Genomic DNA, 19,451 nt, shown 5'->3' on the forward strand with positions numbered 1-19,451 from the left:
GGGTCACTTCCTGGCCCGGCTCGGCTGCACCCGGCGCGGTTCGCCCGGCATCTTCGGGTGGTCCGGCGGGTAGGGGAGGTCACCCGCGTCCTGGTGCGCGTACAGCTCCAACACGCGTTCCAGGGAGCCGGGTCGGCGCTCCATGTCGGCATGCAGGTCGCCGAGTTCGGCGAACCGCTCGGGCACGGTGCGCAGGGTGAAGTCGCTGGGGGAGACCTGCTCGATCTCCTCCCAGCGCAGCGGCGTGGAGGCGGTGGCCTGCGGGCGGGGGCGCAGCGAGTACGGGGAGGCGATGGTGCGGTCGCGGGCCATCTGGTTGTAGTCGACGAAGATCCGCTCGCCGCGTTCCTCCTTCCACCACTTGGTGGTGACCTCGCCGCCGGTGCGGTGCTCGAGTTCGCGGCCGAGCGCGATGACGGCGTGCCGGCAGTCGGTGAACGTCCAGCGCGGCTCGATCGGCACGTACACGTGCAGGCCCCGGCCGCCGGACGTCTTCGGCCAGCCGGTCAGGCCGAACTCCTCCAGCAGCGGTCGCAGTTGGAGCGCGGCGCGGACCGCGTCGGTGAAGTCGGTGCCGGGCTGCGGGTCGAGGTCGATGCGCAGCTCGTCGGGGTGCTCGGTGTCCGCACGGCGCACCGGCCACGGGTGGAAGGTCAGGCAGCCGAGGTTGGCCGCCCACAGCACGGCGGCCTCCTCGGTCGGGCAGATCTCGTCGGCGCTGCGACCGGACGGGAAGGCGATCCGCGCGGTCGGCAGCCACTCCGGGCGGCCCTTCGGCGCGCGCTTCTGGTAGAAGAACTCTCCGTCCACGCCCTCCGGGAAGCGCTGCAGCGTGGTCGGCCGGTCACGCAGGCCGCGCAGCGCCCCGGGGGCGACGGCCAGGTAGTACTCGGCGACGTCCCGCTTCGTGTACCCGGGCTCCGGGTAGTACACCTTGTCCGGGTTGGACAGCCGCACCGTCCGGCCGCCGACCTCCAGTTCCACAGCAGAAGCCATGCCGTCCACGCTAGGCGGCCCGCCCACGCACCGCGCGTTGCGGTACGGCAGGGTGGACGACACGCCGGGCGCCCCGACACGCCGTGGCGCCGCGGGCGGGCCGGGGACCATCGGAGGCATGCAGCTACCCGTGATGCCACCGGTCTCGCCCATGCTCGCGAAGGCCGTGACCGCGATCCCGCCCGGCATGCAGTACGAGGCGAAATGGGACGGCTTCCGGGCGATCGTGTACCGCGACGGCGACGAGATCGAACTCGGCTCGCGCACCGGCAAGCCGCTGACCAGGTACTTCCCCGAGGTGGTGGAGGCCGTCCGGGAGCAGCTGCCCGAGCGGTGCGTGGTGGACGGCGAGATCGTCGTCGCGCACGACGGACGGCTGTACTTCGAGGAACTGCTGGAACGCATCCACCCCGCCGCGTCCCGGGTCCGCACCCTCGCCGAGCGCACCCCCGCCTCGCTGGTCGCCTTCGACCTGCTCGCCCTCGACGACGACGATCTCACCGCCCGCCCGCTGGTCGAACGCCGCGCCGAACTCGCCCAGCTGCTGGCCGACGCCGCCCCGCCGGTCCACCTGGCCCCCGCCACCACCGACCTGGACACCGCCCGCGGCTGGTTCTCCCGCTTCGAGGGCGCCGGACTGGACGGCGTGGTCGCCAAACCGCTCGACGCCCCCTACCGGCCCGGCGAGCGCACCATGTTCAAGGTCAAGCACGCCCGCACCGCCGACTGCGTGGTGGCCGGCTACCGCGAACACAAGAGCGGCCCCGTGGTCGGCTCCCTGCTGCTCGGCCTGTACGACCCCGACGGACGGCTCCAGCACGTCGGCGTCAGCGCCTCCTTCCCGATGGCCCGCCGCCGCGAACTCGCCGAAGAACTCGCCCCGTTGAGGCTCGACGCCGACGACCTGGCGGGCCACCCGTGGGGGGCCTGGGCGGACGAACAGGCCCAGGCGAGCAGCCGGCTGCCTGGTGCGGTCAGCCGCTGGACCGGCAAGAAGGACCTGTCCTGGGTGCCGCTGCGCCCCGAGCGGGTCGCCGAGGTCGGCTACGACCACATGGAGGGCACCCGGTTCCGGCATACCACCCAGTTCAAGCGCTGGCGGCCGGACCGCACGCCGGAGAGCTGCACGTACGGGCAGCTGGAGGAGCCGGTCTCCTACGACCTGGGCGAACTACTGGGCTGAGCGGCCGAGTTGATCAGCGCGGCGAAGCCGTCCAGCAGGCGTTGCAGGCCGAAGTCGAAGAGCTGGTCGAGGTCGAAGTCGTAGCCCTCCGTGGTGAGCCGGAGGAAGGTGGGGTACTCGGCGACCAGCTCCATGAACTGGGGCTCCTGCTGGTCCATCCAGGCCTCGGCGTCCTGGCCGGTGGCGGCCTCGGCGGCGGCCTCCATCTCCAGGTTGAGCGCGGTGCCGCGGACGTAGTTGAACAGCGTCAGGTAGGCGGTGAGCACCGTCTGCAGATCCAGGCCCTCGGCGGCCAGGGTGGACAGCACCCACTCGCCGAACGGCAGGGCGTTGGAGAGCGGTTGGGGGCGGGTCATCGACAGCGCGGAGGCCAGCCAGGGGTGCGCCCGGAACAGGTCCCAGATCAGCCGGGCGGCCAGCTCCAGCCGGGCCCGCCAGGGCAGTTCGGCGTCGGCGGCGGAGAACCTGACGGCGGCGAAGACCTGCTCCATCATCAGGTTGACCAGGCCGTCCTTGTCGGGGACGTGCCGGTACAGCGACATGGTGGCGGCGTCCAGCTCGGCCGCGACCCGGCGCATCGACAGCGCCTCCAGGCCCTCGTTGTCGGCGATCTCCACTGCCGCCGCGACGATCCGATCCGGCGTCAGGCCGCCCTCCACGGTGAGCCGGCGGGGGATCTGCCGCTCGCCTGCGGCGGGCCGGGCCGGCGCTTGCGCCCGAGCGGGCGCGGCGGCCTCGGCGACCAGCGTGCCGACGCCGGGGACCGCCCGGACCAGGCCCTGGCCGCGCAGCTCCGCCAGCACCCTGGTGGCGGTGGCCATCGCCACGTTCCAGCGGCGGGTGATCTCCCGGGTGGACGGCACCCGGTCGCCGGGCCGCAGCTCGCCGCGCTCGATCCGCTGCCGGAGTTCGCCCGCGATCTGTTCGTAGCGGTCCACCCGCTCCACCTCCGCACTAGTGCACCAGTCGGCCCATGCTAGCTGCCGGACTCGGCACCGTACCAGGGTTCGGGCGGCCCTGGAGCGCACTAGTGCACTAGTGCAGCAATCGCTGAAACCCGGTCGTTGCAGGTTGCGTAGTGCGGAGCGTACGGCGTACGTTCGGTGTCATGAAGAACGCGGACATCCTCGTCTCCGGCGGCGGCATAGCCGGACCCACCCTGGCGTACTGGCTACGCAAGGCCGGCTTCCGTCCCGTCGTGGTGGAACGCGCCCCCGCGCCCCGCCCCGGCGGACAGGCCGTCGACCTGCGCGGCGCCGGACGCACCGTCATCGACCGGATGGGCCTGCTCGACCAGGCCAGGCAGGTCGCCGTCGACCAGCGCGGCCTCGCACTGGTCGACCGGAACGGCAAGCACATCGCCCGGCTGCCCACCGAACTCTTCGGCGGCGAAGGCATCGTCTCCGACCTCGAAATCCTCCGCGACGACCTCGCCACCGTGCTCTACCGGGCCACCGCCGACGACGTCGAATACCTCTTCGACGACACCATCACCTCCCTCCGGGAGGACGCCGACGGCGTGCACGTCACCTTCGAGAACGCCCCGCCCCGCCGCTTCGACCTGGTGGTCGGCGCGGACGGCCTGCACTCCACCGTCCGCCGCCTCGCCTTCGGCCCCGAGAGCGAGCACTTCGTCCCCATCGGCGGCTACACCGCGTGGTTCACCGCCCGCCTCGAACTCGACCTCGACGACTGGTTCCTGATGTACAACGCCCCCGGCGGGCGGGTGGCGATGGCCCGCCCCGGCCGGGCCCCCGGCGAGGTCAAGGCCGGACTCAGCTTCCGCTCCGCCCCCCTCGCCCACGACCGCCGCGACCGCGCCGCCCAGCAGCGCCTGCTCACCGACCGCTTCGCCGGGGCCGGCTGGGAGGTCGACCGGCTGCTCGCCGCGATGGCCGAGGCCGACGACTTCTTCTTCGAACACCTCGGCCAGGTCCGCCTCGACCGCTACACCCGCGGCCGCACCGCCCTGATCGGCGACGCCGCCTGCTGCCCCACCCCCCTCACCGGCCTCGGCACCAGCCTCGCCCTGGTCGGCGCCTACCTGCTGGCCGGCGAGCTCGCCACCGCCAACGGCGACTTCACCACCGCCTTCGCCCGCTTCCAGGACCGGATGAAGCCCTACGCCGCCAAGGCCCAGGAACTCCCCCCGGGCGGCATGGCGGGCTACGCCCCCAACGGCCGCACGATGATCGCACTGCGCGCCGCCTCCATGCGCTGGATGACCCGCCGCCCGCTGCGCACCCTGATGGAGGCCCAGGCCGCGAAGGCCGGCGACGTCGAACTGCCGGACTACGCCAACGTGCTGTCTTCGCAGCGGAGTTGAACTCGCCGTCAGGAGCGGCCGAACCAGTGGCGCCTGGCCGGGGGCAGGGGCGCGGGGCTGTCCGCCGGTGGGTCGTCGTACTCGCGGGAGATCACCTGGACCTGGCCGGACTCGGGGTCGTGGCGGACCGTGTCCAGGCCCTGGCGGTCGAACTCGCGGATCCGCCGGACCAGCGCGTCGCGCAGGGCGACGGCGACCGGGTCGGTGGCTCAGTCGAGCTTCAGCTCCGCCTCGGATCCGTAGGACGCCCACTCGCTCAGCATCTGCGCGGTGAAGAATGCCTGCCAGTTCCGGGAGCGGATCCCGAGCCGGGCGACGCCGGTCTTCTCGAGAATGTCCCGCAGCCGTGCCGCGTCGCAATGCACCATCGCGGAGGCCGACGGCAGCAGTTCCGCGCCGACGTCCGCGCCGGTGAAACCGAGCAGCGTGGGGGGCATCTCGTCGTCGGGGAGGAACATCACCTTCCAGTCGGCGGTGACGGGAATGAACGCCCCGCCCTCGAACAGCGCGGAGATCACGGCCTCGGGCGCGGGCGCGTGCCCGTCCCGGCTGTCGAGAAGCTCGGCGAGACGTATGTTCGATGGCTCGGTCACGCGGCGCAGCATAGTGCCCGGACAGCGGCTGTCGGGGGCGGGCGGCATGATCATGCGTCATGCGCTGTGACATCTGTGAGCACGACCTGGCCAAGTGGGATCTGCCGCCTTCGCGGTGGACGCGTGAGGTCTGGATCTGTACCTGGTGCTTCGCGGTCGTGCGGGTCGGTGGCGACGGCGCGATCGTTCGGCAGGCGTACAGCGAGTGGGACTTGCGGTGGGAGGCGGCCTGGACGGACATGCTGCCGGACGCCCGGCGGCACGCGTACGGGTACTTCCGCCGCACGCTGTGCGGGATCGAGCGGCCGGACCTGGCCGGGTCGCCGTTCGGGATGTGGGGCGGCGGCCGGGACGAGTGTCCTGACTGCACCGCCGCCGCCCGGGCCATCGACGACCGGTGGCCGGAGGACCGGCGCGACGACCTCGGGCGGATCCTGGTGCCCGCGACCGGGCCCGCGCCGGTCCACCCGTCCGAGCGGGACCCGCTGCCGGGCGAACTCGGCCACCCGGACGTCCAGTTGCCGGAGGTGCGGCGGAGCCCGCCCGCGCGGGTGGTCGCGGCGGCGCACGGCGTGATCGGTGACGGCCCGGAGGCGGTGCGGCTGCCGGCGTGCTGGGCCGGGTACGGGATCGGGCCCTACCGGCCGTACGACGGGCGGGACCGGACCTTCGCCTGGTTCCAGGCCTACGCCCTGGACAGCGTGCCGCCGCTGGACGAGGCGTCCTTCGTCGGCGACTACGCGTGGTTCGGCGAGATCGGCGAACCGCTGGACTACCGTACCGCCGTGACGGACCCGATCGCGGCGGAGCTGGCCCGGGACGGGCTCGAACTCCCGGCGGATTTCCTGGCGTTGATCACCAGGTCCGGTCTGCACCGCTGCCTCGACCGGGTCGGCGGCGGCGCGTGGACGGACGTGTCCGGCCCGGTGCCCAGCCCGCTCGATCCGGCCGACCGGCTGGTGGCGTTCTTCCGGGACCAGCAGAGCTGCATCGTCTGGTACCTGTACCTGCACCACAACGGGCAGTCGGCGGTGGTCAGTTCGGACCGCGACCTCACCAGCGCCCCGGGCGACTACTACGGGCCGGACGGCGAGCTGGTGGTGCCGAAGCCCCCGGAGCTGTTCTGGAACGCGCCGAGCACCGAGCTCTTCGCCTACCGCTTCTTCGTCGAGGGCAGCCTCATCGACGCGATCGGGGAGCGCAGGCGGCCGGACGAGGTGGACCCCGAGCACCTCGCGTACCTGGCGCACTACCTGCCGGTGGTGAGCGGCGGCGCAGGAGGGCAGCGGGGTGCCGGGGTCAACTCGGGGGAGCCGGAGGCTGGTTGGGGAGCGCCGCCGTTCTGACGAGGCGGCACCGGTCCCGGTGGGGGAGGGCCGGTGCAACCCAGACTGTCAAGACCATGTCAAGGGATGCGCGGCGCGCAGCGCGGCCGACGGAGCCCCGGCGCACTGCTCCGTCCGGGTGGATCACGGCACGCCGCAGGCCGCCCCGCCACCCTGCTCGGGCACGATCGTTCAGCCCAGCTGTGGCACCCGTTAAGAATTCCTCGATGGACCGCACCCCCCGTGACCAGGCAGATTTCACCCTGCCCGGGCGGTCCACCGCCGCACGCCGGGCCGACCCCGGGCCTGCCGACCGCAGGACCGCCCGCACTTCGCGTCAGGAGCCCTCGCAGTGAAGGCACTCGTCAAGCTGGACGCCGCCCCCGGCCTGTGGATGACCGACGTCCCGGAACCGGAGATCGGCCCGAGCGACGTCCTGATCAAGGTCCTGCGCACCGGCATCTGCGGCACCGACCTGCACATCCGCAAGTGGGACGGCTGGGCCCAGCAGACCATCAAGACCCCGATGACCATCGGCCACGAGTTCGTCGGCGAGGTCGCCGCGCTCGGCGCCGCCGTCACCGACATCAACGTCGGCGACCTGGTCAGCGGCGAGGGCCACCTGGTCTGCGGCAAGTGCCGCAACTGCCTGGCCGGCCGCCGCCACCTGTGCCGCAACACCATCGGCCTGGGCGTCAACCGCGACGGCGCGTTCGCCGAGTACGTCGCCCTGCCCGCCTCCAACGTCTGGGTGCACCGCGTCCCCGTCGACCTCGACGTGGCCGCCATCTTCGACCCGTTCGGCAACGCCGTGCACACCGCGCTGTCCTTCCCGATGGTCGGCGAGGACGTGCTGGTCACCGGCGCCGGCCCGATCGGCATCATGGCCGCCGCCGTCGCCAAGCACGCCGGCGCCCGCAACGTGATGATCACCGACGTCTCCGAGTACCGCCTGGAGCTGGCCCGCAAGCTCGGCGTCACCCTCGCCCTGGACGTCTCGCAGCACACCATCGAGGACGGCCAGCACAAGCTCGGCCTGCGCGAGGGCTTCGACGTCGGCCTGGAGATGTCCGGCCGCCCCGAGGCCATGCAGTCGATGATCGCCAACATGACGCACGGCGGAAAGATCGCCATGCTCGGCCTGCCCGCCGACCAGTTCCCGATCGACTGGTCCGCCGTGGTCACCTCGATGCTCACCATCAAGGGCATCTACGGCCGCGAGATGTTCGAGACCTGGTACGCGATGTCCGTGCTGCTCGAAGGCGGACTCGACCTCAGCCCGGTGATCACCGGCCGGTACGCCGCCCAGGACTTCGAAGCCGCCTTCGACGAGGCCGCCGGCGGCAACTGCGGCAAGGTCATCCTCGACTGGACCACGCTGTAAGCCTCTCTCGGCAAGCCCGCTGACTTTCGTTAGGAGCGACACCCCCGTGTTCGACACCGTCCGCGACGACCTCGCCGCCACCCTCGCCGAGATCCGCGAAGCCGGCCTCTTCAAGCCCGAACGCGTCATCGGCACCCCGCAGTCCGCCGAGATCACCGTCACCTCCGGCACCGGCGGCCAGGTGCTCAACTTCTGCGCCAACAACTACCTCGGCCTCGCCGACCACCCCAAGGTGGTCGACGCCGCCAAGGAGGCGCTGGACCGCTGGGGCTACGGCATGGCGTCCGTCCGCTTCATCTGCGGCACCCAGGACGTGCACAAGGAACTGGAGCAGCGGCTCTCCCAGTTCCTCGGCCAGGAGGACACCATCCTCTACTCGTCCTGCTTCGACGCCAACGGCGGCGTCTTCGAAACCCTGCTGGACGAGCGCGACGCCGTCATCTCCGACGCCCTCAACCACGCCTCCATCATCGACGGCATCCGGCTCTCCAAGGCCCGCCGCCACCGCTACGCCAACCGTGACCTGGCCGACCTGGAGCAGCAGCTCAAGGCCACCCAGGACGCCCGCCGCCGGCTGATCGTCACCGACGGCGTGTTCTCCATGGACGGCTACATCGCCCCGCTCGCCGAGATCTGCGACCTCGCCGACCGCTACAACGCGATGGTCATGGTCGACGACTCGCACGCCGTCGGCTTCGTCGGCCCCACCGGCCGCGGCACGCCCGAACTGCACGGCGTGATGGACCGCGTGGACATCATCACCGGCACCCTCGGCAAGGCCCTCGGCGGCGCGTCCGGCGGCTACGTCGCCGCCCGCCGCGAGATCGTCGCCCTGCTGCGCCAGCGCTCCCGCCCCTACCTGTTCTCCAACTCGCTCGCCCCGGTGATCGCGGCCGCCTCGCTCACCGTGCTCGACCTGCTGGAGACCAGCGACGACCTGCGGGCCAAGCTCGCCGCCAACACCGAGCTGTTCCGCACCAAGATGACCGAGGCCGGGTTCGAGATCCTGCCCGGCGAGCACGCGATCGCCCCCGTCATGGTCGGCGACGCCGCCAAGGCCGGACGCCTCGCCGAGCTGCTGCTGGAGCGCGGCGTCTACGTCATCGGCTTCTCCTACCCGGTGGTGCCGCACGGCGCCGCCCGGATCCGGGTCCAGCTGTCCGCCGCGCACAGCACCGAGGACGTCGAGCGCGCCATCGCCGCGTTCATCGACGCCCGCGCCGCGCTCGGCGAGTAGGACCCCCACAGCCTGGCGCGGGCCGAACCCTCAACCGCGCCATCCGCGACGGGCCGCCCCCATCCCATCCCCCGGGCGGCCCGCCGAAGGCGCGGGGAGCCAACCCCCCGGCTCCCCGCGCCACCCTCCGGCCACCCGTACGGAGCAGTCCCGCGGCGCTGGCAGAATTGACCCGTGATCGACGCACGACGGCTACGGACCCTGCGGGCCGTGGCCGACCACCGGACCGTGACCGCCGCGGCGGCCGCGCTCTACCTCACCCCCTCCGCGGTCTCCCAGCAGCTCGCCGCCCTCGAACAGGAGACCGGCCACACCCTGCTGGTCCGCGACGGCCGGGGCGTCCGCCTCACCGCCGCCGGCGAGATCCTGCTCGGCCACGCCGACGCCGTCCTCGCCCAGCTCGAGCGCGCCGAGGCCGACCTGGCCGCCTACAGCTCCGGCGCCGCCGGCGAAGTCACCGTCGCCGCCTTCGCCACCGGCATCGCCATGGTCCTCGCCCCCGCGATCGCCGCACTCGCCGGCACCCACCCCGGCCTGCGCGTCAAGGCCCGCGACTCCGAGGGCGACGCCAGCCTGCCGATGCTGCTCGACGGCCGCGCCGACATCGCCGTCGCCGTCGAGTACCGCGGCGCGCCACGCCCCGACGACCGGCGGCTCACCCGGCTCCCGCTGTACGCCGAACCCTTCGACGCCGTCCTCCCGCTCGACCACCCGCTCGCCGCCGGCACCGGCCCCGTCGCCGTCGCCGAACTCGCCGACGAACCGTGGATCGGCCCCTACCCCGGCAACCCCTGCCACGACGTGGTCCTGCTGGCCTGCGAGAACGCCGGCTTCCAGCCCCGGCTGATGCACTCCTCCGACGACTTCAGCGCCGTCACCGCACTCGCCTCGGCCGGCGCGGGCGTCGCCCTCGTCCCCCGCTCCGCGCTGCGCGCCGCCGACCGCGGCCGGGTCGCCGTCCGCCCCGTCACCAGCGCCCTCGCCACCCGCAAGGTGTTCGCCGCGACCAGGGCCGGCGCCGAGCTCCACCCGCTGATCCGGCCCGTCCTGCACGCCCTCGCCGAAGCCGCCGGGCACCTCGACCGCCGCGCCGGGCAAGCCGTCTGACGGCTTTCCCGCCGCCGTTAAATCGGTGGACGGAGTGCTTCCGGTTCACTACCGTCGGTGCCCGAACCGACGGAACCGGGAGGGGGCGCGCCGCGATGGAGCAGCAGCAGGGCAGGCAGGAGCAGGACGAGCAGCACGATCCGCGGCGCCACGCCTGGGTGCCCGCGCAGCGCGCCGAGCGGCGGGCCGCCCTGGTGGCGCGGATACGCGCGGCCAACGCGGAGACGCTGTTCCTCGACTACAACCACCAGCCCTACACCGACCCGCACCCGGACGACGCCGTCGCCTTCGTGCTGCGCCTGGCGCAGGGCGGCTACGCCGGCCAACTGCCCGGCGCGGTCGCCGACTTCCGCAGCATGCTGGGCGCGCCGGCGGCGGTGCCGGGCGGTCGGGAGGGCTGACGAACCGGCCGGGCCACCCGCGTCCTGACTGCTCAACAGCGGTCTGACATATGCTGCCGGGTGGCCCGCGCCGGCCGTCAACCACCTTGCAGGAGTGCCCAGAATGAGCGACAACGAGACGGACCTCACCGCCGCCCTTCCGATCGGTGTCATCGGGCTCGGTGACATCGCGCAGAAGGCCTACCTGCCGGTCCTCACCGCGCAACCCGGCCTGGACCTGCGGCTGATGACCAGGGACCGGGCCAAGCTGGACCGGATCGGCGACGCCTACCGGATCCCGTTCCGGACCACCGACCTGGACGAGCTGATCGACTCCGGGATCCGGGGCGCGTTCGTGCACGCCGCCACCGAGCAGCACGTCCCGATCGTGGAGAAGCTGCTCACCCGGGGCGTCGACGTGTACGTGGACAAGCCGCTGGCCTACCACCTCGACGGGGCACGCCACTTGGTCGACCTGGCCGGCCGCACCGGGCGATCGCTGATGGTCGGCTTCAACCGGCGCCACGCCCCCGGCTACCTGCTGGCCGCCGAACGCCCGCGCGACCTGATCGTGCTGCAGAAGCACCGCGAGGGACTGCCCGAGCAGGCCCGCACCCTGGTGTTCGACGACTTCATCCACGTGGTGGACACGCTGCGTTTCCTGGCCCCCGGCGAGATCGAGCACGTGGACGTCCGCTCCCGGGTCCGGGGCGGCATGGTCGAGCACGTCGTGCTGACGCTGGCCGGCGAGGGGTTCACCGCGCTCGGCCTGATGAACCGGGTCTCCGGCTCCACCGAGGAGATCCTCGAGGTGTCCGGCGCCGACTCCAAGCGCGAGGTCCACAACCTCGCCGACATCGTCGACCACAAGGGCCAGCCCACCGTCCGCCGACGCGGCGACTGGGTGCCGGTCGCCCGCCAGCGCGGCATCGAACAGGTGGTGCTGCACTTCCTGGACGCGCTGCGGGCCGGCAAGACCCTCGACGCCACCGACGCGCTGCGCACCCACGAACTGTGCGAACTGATCGTGGAGCGCCTCGAGACCGCCTGACGTTCGGATCTCGAACCGCCCCGGCCCCTGCACGGGTCGCTCGAACGAGCGATTCACCCGATCGGTGCGCACCCCGAAAGGATCAGTTCCACCGGCCGCGGGACGGGGCATCCGCCCAGCAGAGCAGCCGCCGACCGGCCGCCGACGAGCCCCTGACCAGGCATCGGACAGGCGGCCGGGGGCCGGCGGCGCAACTGTACGGTGGCGGACGAGATCTGACCGCAGGAGAGCCACGTGACCGCACCCGACTCCGGGCACCCGCCTCACGACGGTGAGCAGCCCGACGGCCCGCACCCCGCCGCGGGCCACCCGGACCGGGTGACGTTCCACGCCGGCCGCGAAGGCATCTCCTGGGAGGCCCCCGACACCCCGGCGGACCGGCGCGCCATGCTGCTGTCGCTCGCCATCATCGGGACGGTCGCCACGATCGCCGTCCTCGCCATGAACGCGGCCGGCATCATCACGGCGCTCCCCATCGGCATCAAGTCCCCCGGAGCCGTCAGCACCCCCCACGCACCACCGTCACCACCCGCTCCCACGCCCGTGCCGTCGCCGCCGCTCCCGTCGCCGTCCGCCGAGCCCAGTCCGAGCGTCCGCGCGCCGCGCACCGTCTCGTTCCAGATCGACGTGGTCAGCACCGGCTACGAGCTGATCGACCTGGACGCCCCGAACGACAAGCCGCTCTCCGCCCTGGTCAGTGACGAGGACTGGAACGCGATGCCCGAGGCCGACCAGAAGTCCTACGAGCTCGTCGCCCACGACCACCCGGCGCCCACCCTGGTGCTCGGCAACCTCGCCGCCGTGCTCGCGCCCGGCACCGGGGTCACCGAGGCCACCTGCCGCGAAGCGGCCCGGGCCGGCACCATCAAGAGCTTCCGCTACGCCACCGCCGCCGAACGCCCCGCCAACGACGCCAAGGGCATCCGGGCCGGCGCGACGCTCTGCCTGACCAGCAGCCAGGGCGCCGTGATCGCCCTCCGGATCGCCGACATTCCGTACGACCTCGGCCTGGTCAAGCTCGACGTCACCATCTGGTGAGAGATTCCTCCTGGTCGCGGGTCAGGGCGCGGAAGCTCTCCAGCGCCTCCAGCAGGCGGCGGGCCTCCTCGCGGGCGGCGGACGGCAGGGCGGCCAGCAACTCGCCGACCGGCACCGGCTCCCGTTCGGCGAGCCGGCGCAGCAGCGGCTGCGCCTGCGGCGGCGTCAGCGTGCTGCGCAGCACGTGCCCGTTGGCGGCGCACAGCAGCGCCCCGCCGACCGGCTCGTACAGCACCCGGGCGCGGGCCCGCACCGCCGTGCCGTCGTCCAGGGGCCGCGGCGGCTCGGGCGGCGGGACGGGGCACAGGCCGGACGCGCTCATGTTGCGGAGCGAGAGCAAGGCGACCCGTTCCGCCATCAGGCCGGGGTCGCGGTACTCCTGGAAGACCCGCAGGGTCTGCTCCAGCGCCTCGGGCAGCGCGCCGTCCGCCGGTGGTTCGGGCACCGACAGCGGGGCGGTGGCGGCGGGCAGCCGCACCAGGGCGGCGTCCGGATCGACCATCGCGTCCGGGTCCAGGCCCAGCAGCAGGTCGTCCACGTCGTAGACCGCGCGGTGCGATTCGCGCGGCACGCCGACGTTGACGCTGGTCGCGGCCCTGCCGTCGACGCTCTCGCCGACGTGGTAGTAGCTCGAGGGCCAGTACAGCAGGTCGCCGGGCTCGGGTTCGGCGGTGAACGAGGTGTCCAGGTGGGCCTGGTAGTCCAGCTTGGTGGTCACCGGCTCGGTCCACGGGCACTCGCGCCAGAACCGCATCCGCTTGTGGCCTTCGAGGGCGAACAGGAAGGTGGCGAAGCGGTCCTTGTGGACGCCGACCGGGGTGTGGTCGTAACTGCCGTGGAAGAGCGTGGTGATCGCCCCCGACAGCGGCATTCCGGTGCGCTCCCACAGCGGTTCGAAGAACGCCCGCTGGCGCTCCCACTGGCCGGAGTGGAAGGCGTGGAAGGCGTGCACGATCAGCGCGTACCGGGTCTCCCGCGAGAAGGCCGCCAACTCGGCGTCCAGCCGCCGCCGGTAGCCGTCGAAGGTGCCGTCCTCGGCGCGCGGGAACCACGTCGCGGGCTCGGACTGCTGGAAGCGTCCGACGGCGAACTGGGCGCTCGGCGGCATCAGGTGCGGGCCGGGCGGCCGGGTGGCGATCGTGGCGGCGGCGAAGACCTCGGGCAGCTCGTAGGGCGCCGGGAGGACGCCCTTGATCAGCACGGGTCGCCGGTCCCAGTAGTGCGTGGTGAACTCGTCCCAGTCGAGCGGGCCCTGGACGACGGCCAGGTCGCTCGCGTGTGCCGTCGTCATCGGTCCGTCCTCTCGCTGCCGGTCAGGTCGATCGCCCGCAGCCGGTGGAGCTTGCGCAGCAGCGCGGTCACGGCGCCGTTGTGCTCGTCCGCGCCCACCGCCCGGCACAGTTCGCCGACCGTCAGTTCGCGGCCGGGCCGCAGCTGCTGGGCGATCCGCTCGCCCGCGGCCCCGGCGATCGGGAAGGCGTGCCCGTTGACGGCCCAGATCCAGCGGCCGGGCCCGTCGGGCAGCCGGACGATCCCGCCCGCCACCCGCAGATGGTGCCCGGGGGTGAGGGGGACGTCGGCGCGGGGCTCGGGTGCGGGTTCCAGTCCGGCCGTGGAGTACCAGGCCGCCCACCGGGTGCGCAGCGCGGCGGGCAGCTCCGCGCCCCCGGCCGCCGCGCGGGCCGCCTCGCCGACGGCGACCATCGGGGCGGCCGGGCCGGGCGGCCGGTCGGTGGGCGGGGGGAAGGGCAGGTGGGGCACGGTGCCGTCGTACTCCAGGCGGTTCCGGACGTCCTCGGCCAGCAGGTTCTTGACCGCGCCGGTCGCCAGGCGCTGGGCGCGGGGGACGGAGATCCGCAGCGTCATGCAGCCGTCGCGGTGGTGTTCGCGCCAGCGCGAGCCCTCCGGCCAGTACAGCAGTTCGCCGGCGGTGGCCCGCAGGACGCGGAACCCGCCGTCCGTCTCGGGCAGTTCGGCCTCCATGGTGCCCGCCAGCACCCAGGTCAGGACCGCGTGGTCGGAGGCGCGGCCCAGGCCCCGGGCGTGGGTGAAACCGTCGCCCTCGGTCAGCTCGGCCTCGACCGGCAGGCACGGCCAGCCGACCTGGTGCCACAGCTCGGTGAGGGTGTCGCGAACGGCCGACCACAACGGCCAGTCGGTGTGCAGGGGTTGGCGGACGCTCAGCAGGAATCCGGCGTCCGGCCCGCTGCCGGCTGGTTCGCCGCGCAGCCGGGCCCGGTAGTCGGCCGGGCTCGCGTCGGCGGCGTCGGGCAGCAGCCGCCCCGGCGCGCCGAGCCAGCCGAGCGCGGTGTGCAGGCGGACCTGCGGCAGCGTCCGGAACACCGTGCCGGCCCGGAACGGCTCGCAGGCGGCGACGATCGTGCGGTGCAGGTGGGCCGGGTCGGCCGGGGCGGGTGCCGGGAGCAGCGCGGGCTCCTTGCCCCAGACCCGGGCGAGGAGTTCGGTCCAGTCGGTCGCGATCACGCCTTGACCCCTTCGTTCTCGGGCGCCGGGCAGTTCTCGGGCGCGGGGTGGTTCTCGGGCGCCGGGCAGTTCTCGGGCGCCGGGTGGTTCTCGGGCGCCGGGTACTTCTCCGCCAGCAGGGCGGCGTAGTCGGCGAGCGGGGGGAGGCCGACGGCCGCGCGGCGCTCGTCCACCCGGTCCCCGTCCTCGATCGGGCAGGGGCGCAGTTCGCCGCCCGCGACCCGTTCGAACTTCGTGCCGTACAGCTGCGGGCGGCCCTCGGCCCGGCGCAGCGAGTCGGCGAGGTAGGCGGCGTCGCGCCGGTGCATGTCGCCGCGCTCGGCCGCCGCCTCGATCAGCGCCAGGCACTGGCGGGCGAAGGCGAGGTCGCCGGTGTGGTGCTGGAGCAGCGCGCTCGCGACCGTGGCGGCCTCCCTGCCGACCAGGCCGTGGCCGGGCCAGCCGTGCTCGGCGACCACGCCGCGCAGCCAGGCGATCCCGGTGGCGGTCAGCCGGTCGAGTTTCGCCTCCAGGTCGGTGTCGGTGAAGCCCCCGCGGGCCCAGGGGTCGCGCAGCGAGGCGTCGATCCGGCCCAGGCGCAGCAGCCGTTCGCGGACCTCGGCGGCCGGGCTGCTCAGCGGGTCGATGCGCAGCCGCAGGGCCGTCTCGTCCCACCGGTAGGTGATGCGGCGGGCCGCCCCGGGCCAGTCGAAGGACACCTCGCCCTCGCGGGGGCCGCGCAGGCTCAGCCGCACTCCGCGCCCGGGGTCGTACAGGTCTTCTCGCTGCGGATCCAGGTCGCCGTACACGTGCTCGACCGCGTCGCGCAGGGCGATGCCGAGGCCGGCGAGGTCCAGCTTGCCGCCCTCGCGGACGGCGGCGACGGGCGGCCACGGGCGGTCCGCGTTCCACTGCGGGGTGTCGGCCGGGTCGGTGCGCAGTTCGCGGCCGGGCGGCATCCGCATCGCGAGCAGCGGGCCGCCGTCGGCGGTGCGGAAGAAGTACGGGACGTCGCCGCGGGCGAGCTGCTCCGACTCGCTGTCGCTGAACGGGAGTTCGCCGCCGTCCGGGTACTCGGCCGTCGGGCGGGCGATCACCCGCACGACGTGGCCGGCGGCCCGCTCCGCGAGGAACTCGGCGATCCTGGCCCGGTTTCGGCACATCAGCGTCCAGGCGTCGAACATGCCGCGCAGCATGGCCGTCAGGTGGGGGCCGTATCCGGTGCGGCCCCCGGTGTCGCCGACCACGGTGCGGGTCTCGGTCCGGGTCAGCGGCAAGGTTCGCCGCTCCAGGCGCAGCGAGCCGTCCGGTTGGGGGCGCCAGCAGGTCGCGGGGCCGTCCAGGTCGCACCAGCGCGCGAGGTTCTCCAGGCCGGTGTGGTGCTGCGCGGAGACCGCGGGATCGAACAGCAGCCCGGTCTCGAAGAGGCGCTTGGTGTCGGCGAAGTACGCCTCCAGATCGACCGGGAAAGGCAGCGGTTCGCCGTCCTCCGGGCGCTGCCCGATCAGCAGGTTGCCGCCGATCAGGTCGGTGATCCCGAAGGCGAACGCGGCGGCTGCCAGCGACCCGGCGCGGTGCCAGTAGCGGTCTGCCGCAGTGGAGTCGAGGATGGCGCCGCGCAGGCTGAACCCGCCGTCGGCGCGCAGGACGCCCCACGCGTCCGGCGGTTCGATCCACTCCTGCCAGGAGTAGCACGCCCGGTCCGGGCCGCTGCCCGGGCGGATCCGCATGGTCGGCAGCCGGACCGGGCCGGACGCCGGGGGCAGCGCGTCGAGCAGGGCGAACACCGAGCCCTCGGTGGCCAGGAAGAGCAGTTCGCCGGTCGCCGGGCGCGGCTTGTACGCCAGCCGGGCGCCGTCGGCGAATTCGACGCGCAGCACCCGCTGGCCGCCGTTGTGGGTCTCGTCGCCGTTCGCCCACAGGCCGGTGACCCGGTGTTCGGAGGGCCGGTCGCGGGTCAGCCGCTCGACGAACAGGGTGAGGAACTCCAGGAACTGCCCGGCCCGCCCGGCGGCGAAGGCGGCGGCGCGTTCGGGCGGTCCGCCGACGCAGCTCTCCAGGGTCTCGGTGAGCAGCGGCCCGAACAGGTCCGCGTTCTCCGGCCGCAGTGCCTGTGGATCGATCAGCCGGGGGTCGGCGCCGGCCCGCGCGGACCAGGCGTCGATCTGCCGCAGCACCTCGTGCAGCGGCGCGAAGCGGGCGTCGGCCAGTGCGTGCTCCAGGGCCCGCGCCTCGGACGGGCCGCCCAGCGGGCGTTCGACGGCGAGCGTGCCGTCCGGCCCGGGGACGGCCACCGGCGGGAACGCCCGGCCGGCCCCGCCCTCGGCCAGCGCCGTCAGCAACCGGCGTGTCGCGGGCGGGAGTTCGGGCGCACGGCCGGTGCTGCCGTGGTCGCGCAGTTCCATTCGGCTCCTGGTCGGGTGGTCGATGCGCGACGCCGCGCGGCCGGTCGGGCCGGCCGCGCGGCGTCGTGGTGCTGCGTGGTGCCTGAGGCCTGTTCGGCCGTGAGGCCTGTTCGGCCGTGAGGCCTAGAGGTACGGGCTGCAGTAGATGCGGGCGCACGTCCCGGCCGTCGGCGCGGCGCTGTCCGCCGGAAGGCTCTGCTCCAGGTCCCCGATCACCAGGTCGAACTCCTCGTCCACGGTGAGGGTGGAAGCAACGGTCGTCTCCATCGGTTTCTCCTGTCGGTAGAAGTGGCACAGCAGGAGTCGGGCACCGCCGGATCCGGCGGCACCGCGACGTTCTTTCGGGGGAGCTGCTCCAGGTACGGCGCGCCGGGATTTCTTACTGCAGCGCGCAGTACATGTGGTTGATGGCGCAGGTCGAGGCACTCGGCGTGTGCTCCGGAGCGTCCAGCTCCAGTTCGCCGACCATGAGGTCGAACTCCGCGTCGGTGACGAGGGTTTCGCCCTTGGGCGCTTGCAGGGTAGGAGCTTCCACGAGAGTCCTCCTGGCAAGAGTGCACGACTGGCCACCGCAACATCCGGTGACGGGGCGTCGTGCGGTGGACCGAATCAGCCGTGGCCGCGCATGACGTGACCGCGTCAGCAAGTGTTTACCCAGTGGAACCGGTTCGTCAACATAACTTCCACACGTAACACCAGCATTGGCTGTCACAGCCCGGTCCGGTGTCCGTGCGGCCCGCTACTGTCGCCCGCGCGGAACGGGACGGAAAGGGAGTGACGGGTGGGACGGCGGGCGGTGCTCGACCACTTGGTGGCGTTGCTGGCGGACTCGGCCTGGGGCGACGCGCTGGTGCTGCGCGGGAGCATGGTGCTGCCCGCCTGGGTGGGGGAGGCGGCACGCGAACCCGCCGACCTGGACTGGGTCGTGGAGCCGTCCACCCTGGTGCCCGTCGACCTGGCCGACCCCCACCCGTACGTCGAGGAGTTGACGGCGGTTCAGCAGTGGCCCGAGGCGGCCGACGGCGCGGCCCGGTACGAGATGTGGGCGTTCGAGGAGTTCGAAACGCGCGGCCTGCGCGCACACCTCCCACCCGAGGGGTGCCACTGGGTGCCGGAGGCCGAGGCCGACACCGACGGGCCGGAGGCGGTGCTGCGCGAACTGATCGCCCGGCACCCGGTCGCCGCCCCGGGCATCGCGCTCGACCCCGACTCCGTCCGCGTCGACGGCGGGTGGACGTACCAGGACGACGGCGAGGTGCCGGGCGTGCGGATCGCCGTGCGGTGGACGGCGGACGGGCGGCCGGCGGGCGAGGTGGGCATCGACTTCGCGCGCGACGAACGGCTGCCCGAGCCGCCCGTGCTGACGGCCCTGCCACGCGGTGACGGCGCCGGGGCGACGCTGGTGCGGACGGCGAGCAGGGAACTCTCGCTCGCCTGGAAGCTGCTGTGGCTGCACGCCGACAGTCACGGCGCCGAGGGCCGGGCCCGGGCCAAGGACCTGTACGACGCCGTCCTGCTCGCCGAAGTGTGCACCCTCACCCCGGGCCTCCTCCGCCGCGTCCTCGCCCGCGAACCCGGCCACCCCGGGCGGCTGCGGCTGGACACCCTCGCCGTCGCCCCGTCCGACTGGGCGGACCTGCGGGCCGCCGACCCCCGGATCACCGGCACCGCCGACGAGTGGCTCGGACGACTGCGGACCGCCCTCGCCCCGCTCCATCCGTAGGCCCTGGCCGGCCGATCTTGCCGAGCGCGCGCCGCCGGATCATCCGACAGGACCGGCCGGCCAGGCCCGGGCCGGTCAGTCGGTCGAGCAGCAGTCCGCGGCCCCGCCGTGCTGCGCCGGGGCGGCCTGCCCGGCCGATCTTGTCGAGCGCGCGCCGCCGGATCATCCGACAGGACCGGCCGGCCAGGCCCGGGCCGGTCAGTCGGTCGAGCAGCAGTCCGCGGCCCCGCCGTGCTGCGC

General features: G+C 73.5%; 18 protein-coding genes. 10 read left to right on the plus strand and 8 right to left on the minus strand.

The window, feature by feature from the left end; translation table 11 throughout:
• Positions 1-3: 3 nt before the first annotated feature.
• On the minus strand, positions 4-996 hold the full coding sequence (gene ligD, locus ACFYS8_RS15855; protein WP_387641176.1) for a non-homologous end-joining DNA ligase: 993 nt from the start codon (positions 994-996) through the stop codon (positions 4-6).
• Positions 997-1,114: 118 nt separating this feature from the next.
• Here ligD and ACFYS8_RS15860 point away from each other — a divergent pair, with 118 nt between their 5' ends.
• Positions 1,115-2,179 (plus strand): ATP-dependent DNA ligase, encoded by a 1,065-nt coding sequence (locus ACFYS8_RS15860; RefSeq protein ID WP_387641178.1) that lies wholly within the window; start codon positions 1,115-1,117, stop codon positions 2,177-2,179.
• Here the strand turns inward: ACFYS8_RS15860 and ACFYS8_RS15865 are convergent.
• Positions 2,152-3,117: a TetR/AcrR family transcriptional regulator C-terminal domain-containing protein gene (locus ACFYS8_RS15865; protein ID WP_387641181.1), complete on the minus strand. Its 966-nt coding sequence runs from the start codon at positions 3,115-3,117 to the stop codon at positions 2,152-2,154. The two genes, ACFYS8_RS15860 and ACFYS8_RS15865, sit on opposite strands and share 28 nt — an antisense overlap.
• Positions 3,118-3,287: 170 nt before the next feature.
• Between ACFYS8_RS15865 and ACFYS8_RS15870 the strand changes: the two genes are divergently transcribed.
• Entirely contained in the window at positions 3,288-4,505 is a 1,218-nt protein-coding gene (locus tag ACFYS8_RS15870; RefSeq protein WP_387641183.1) for an FAD-dependent monooxygenase, read from the plus strand.
• A 209-nt stretch (positions 4,506-4,714) separates the two neighbouring features.
• Here ACFYS8_RS15870 and ACFYS8_RS15875 read toward each other — a convergent pair whose 3' ends face one another.
• Positions 4,715-5,098: a hypothetical protein gene (locus ACFYS8_RS15875; RefSeq protein ID WP_387641186.1), complete on the minus strand. Its 384-nt coding sequence runs from the start codon at positions 5,096-5,098 to the stop codon at positions 4,715-4,717.
• Positions 5,099-5,157: 59 nt separating this feature from the next.
• On the opposite strand from ACFYS8_RS15875, the gene ACFYS8_RS15880 reads away from it, so the two are divergent.
• The 7 genes from ACFYS8_RS15880 (at position 5,158) to ACFYS8_RS15910 (ending at position 12,620) form a co-directional block, all read left to right on the plus strand.
• A complete protein-coding gene (locus ACFYS8_RS15880) occupies positions 5,158-6,444 on the plus strand; it encodes a hypothetical protein (protein WP_387641189.1) in 1,287 nt (428 codons plus the stop codon).
• 331 nt (positions 6,445-6,775) lie between these two features.
• A complete protein-coding gene (tdh, locus tag ACFYS8_RS15885; protein WP_387641191.1) occupies positions 6,776-7,807 on the plus strand; it encodes an L-threonine 3-dehydrogenase in 1,032 nt (343 codons plus the stop codon).
• Positions 7,808-7,853: 46 nt separating this feature from the next.
• A complete protein-coding gene (locus ACFYS8_RS15890) occupies positions 7,854-9,044 on the plus strand; it encodes a glycine C-acetyltransferase (RefSeq protein WP_387641194.1) in 1,191 nt (396 codons plus the stop codon).
• 174 nt (positions 9,045-9,218) lie between these two features.
• Complete coding sequence (locus tag ACFYS8_RS15895; protein ID WP_387641196.1) at positions 9,219-10,151, plus strand: LysR family transcriptional regulator; 933 nt, start codon at positions 9,219-9,221, stop codon at positions 10,149-10,151.
• A 95-nt stretch (positions 10,152-10,246) separates the two neighbouring features.
• Positions 10,247-10,552, plus strand: a complete 306-nt coding sequence (locus tag ACFYS8_RS15900; protein ID WP_387641199.1) for a hypothetical protein — start codon at positions 10,247-10,249, stop codon at positions 10,550-10,552.
• A gap of 103 nt (positions 10,553-10,655) precedes the next feature.
• Positions 10,656-11,582 carry a Gfo/Idh/MocA family protein gene (locus tag ACFYS8_RS15905; RefSeq protein WP_387641201.1) on the plus strand — a complete coding sequence of 309 codons (927 nt, stop codon included), beginning with the start codon at positions 10,656-10,658 and terminating at the stop codon, positions 11,580-11,582.
• Between the two features lie 234 nt (positions 11,583-11,816).
• Positions 11,817-12,620, plus strand: a complete 804-nt coding sequence (locus ACFYS8_RS15910) for a hypothetical protein (protein WP_387641204.1) — start codon at positions 11,817-11,819, stop codon at positions 12,618-12,620.
• On the opposite strand, the gene ACFYS8_RS15915 is transcribed toward ACFYS8_RS15910, so the two are convergent.
• The 5 genes from ACFYS8_RS15915 to ACFYS8_RS15935 form a co-directional block, all read right to left on the minus strand.
• A complete protein-coding gene (locus ACFYS8_RS15915; protein WP_387641206.1) occupies positions 12,607-13,911 on the minus strand; it encodes a JmjC domain-containing protein in 1,305 nt (434 codons plus the stop codon). The genes ACFYS8_RS15910 and ACFYS8_RS15915 overlap by 14 nt on opposite strands.
• Positions 13,908-15,104 (minus strand): hypothetical protein, encoded by a 1,197-nt coding sequence (locus tag ACFYS8_RS15920; RefSeq protein ID WP_387641208.1) that lies wholly within the window; start codon positions 15,102-15,104, stop codon positions 13,908-13,910. The genes ACFYS8_RS15915 and ACFYS8_RS15920 overlap by 4 nt, the downstream gene beginning before the upstream one ends.
• On the minus strand, positions 15,101-17,488 hold the full coding sequence (locus ACFYS8_RS15925; protein WP_387641210.1) for a DUF4135 domain-containing protein: 2,388 nt from the start codon (positions 17,486-17,488) through the stop codon (positions 15,101-15,103). The genes ACFYS8_RS15920 and ACFYS8_RS15925 overlap by 4 nt, the downstream gene beginning before the upstream one ends.
• Before the next feature lie 123 nt (positions 17,489-17,611).
• On the minus strand, positions 17,612-17,755 hold the full coding sequence (locus ACFYS8_RS15930; RefSeq protein ID WP_387641212.1) for a hypothetical protein: 144 nt from the start codon (positions 17,753-17,755) through the stop codon (positions 17,612-17,614).
• 112 nt (positions 17,756-17,867) lie between these two features.
• On the minus strand, positions 17,868-18,023 hold the full coding sequence (locus tag ACFYS8_RS15935) for a hypothetical protein (protein ID WP_387641214.1): 156 nt from the start codon (positions 18,021-18,023) through the stop codon (positions 17,868-17,870).
• A 246-nt stretch (positions 18,024-18,269) separates the two neighbouring features.
• On the opposite strand from ACFYS8_RS15935, the gene ACFYS8_RS15940 reads away from it, so the two are divergent.
• Positions 18,270-19,211: a nucleotidyl transferase AbiEii/AbiGii toxin family protein gene (locus tag ACFYS8_RS15940; RefSeq protein WP_387641216.1), complete on the plus strand. Its 942-nt coding sequence runs from the start codon at positions 18,270-18,272 to the stop codon at positions 19,209-19,211.
• Positions 19,212-19,451: the final 240 nt, after the last annotated feature.

The organism is Kitasatospora sp. NPDC004615 (genome assembly GCF_042873545.1).
GTDB lineage: Bacteria > Actinomycetota > Actinomycetes > Streptomycetales > Streptomycetaceae > Kitasatospora.